Raw genomic sequence first — 581 nt, 5'->3', positions numbered from 1 at the left:
TATGTAGCATTATGTTCTGTATCGTTGTTTACCGCTTCCGCACCTTTGTCCGCCTTAAAGCAGGTAAACACTGCAATGAATCGACGCAAAGAAAATGTCGTCTGAACATGTGTTCGGGCGGCGTTTTGTTGGGGGGTATCGGAGTGGAACGTCTGAAAAAGGGTTTCAGGCAGTCTTTGGGCGTGTGGTGACAGTCGAAAACGTGATAAGGCTACCTGAAAAGTTTGGGAGATTTTCAGATAGCCTTTGGTATTGGGCGCAACAGACGCAGGTACAGATTAGGCGGTGTGCCGTAATCGTACGAATGCCGATTCAACCTAAGCAGACATCAGTATTTAGGAAGTGGATGTTTGATGGAGCAAAGGTTGTACGAAGGATGGAAGGCAACCTGTGGGTGTTTGGTATGGTCGCGCTTGAAAAAACGTGTTTTAAGGGACAAATGCCGTCTGAAAATCGGTTTCAGACGGCATTTTCTGTTTATTTAAAGCAAACAGGAAAAGGCAGCAATATTCTGCAGTCTTCCTATTCACACAAGCGTTTTATAGTTAATTAAAAACAAAATAGTACAATACTCAACTTTG

1 protein-coding gene and 1 pseudogene are annotated in these 581 nt (G+C 43.7%); one reads left to right on the top strand and one right to left on the bottom strand.

Annotated features, from left to right (window positions below; genetic code table 11):
* Positions 1 to 74 (bottom strand): annotated as a pseudogene (locus HMPREF2959_RS13525) (peptidase); the annotation flags it as partial.
* Positions 75 to 94: 20 nt separating this feature from the next.
* Here HMPREF2959_RS13525 and HMPREF2959_RS13300 point away from each other — a divergent pair.
* Positions 95 to 553 (top strand): hypothetical protein, encoded by a 459-nt coding sequence (locus HMPREF2959_RS13300; RefSeq protein ID WP_025461252.1) that lies wholly within the window; start codon positions 95 to 97, stop codon positions 551 to 553.
* The last annotated feature ends 28 nt before the right edge of the window (positions 554 to 581 follow it).

The organism is Neisseria sp. HMSC070F02, from assembly GCF_001814225.1.
GTDB lineage: Bacteria > Pseudomonadota > Gammaproteobacteria > Burkholderiales > Neisseriaceae > Neisseria > Neisseria meningitidis.
Note: the sequence above shows the minus strand (reverse complement) of the source record. Positions and strands in the feature narration are given on the sequence as shown.

Coding starts and splice junctions, on each gene's coding strand:
- HMPREF2959_RS13300 (WP_025461252.1), top strand. CDS start 95: ATGTCGTCTGAACATGTGTTCGGGCGGCGTTTTGTTGGGGGGTATCGG.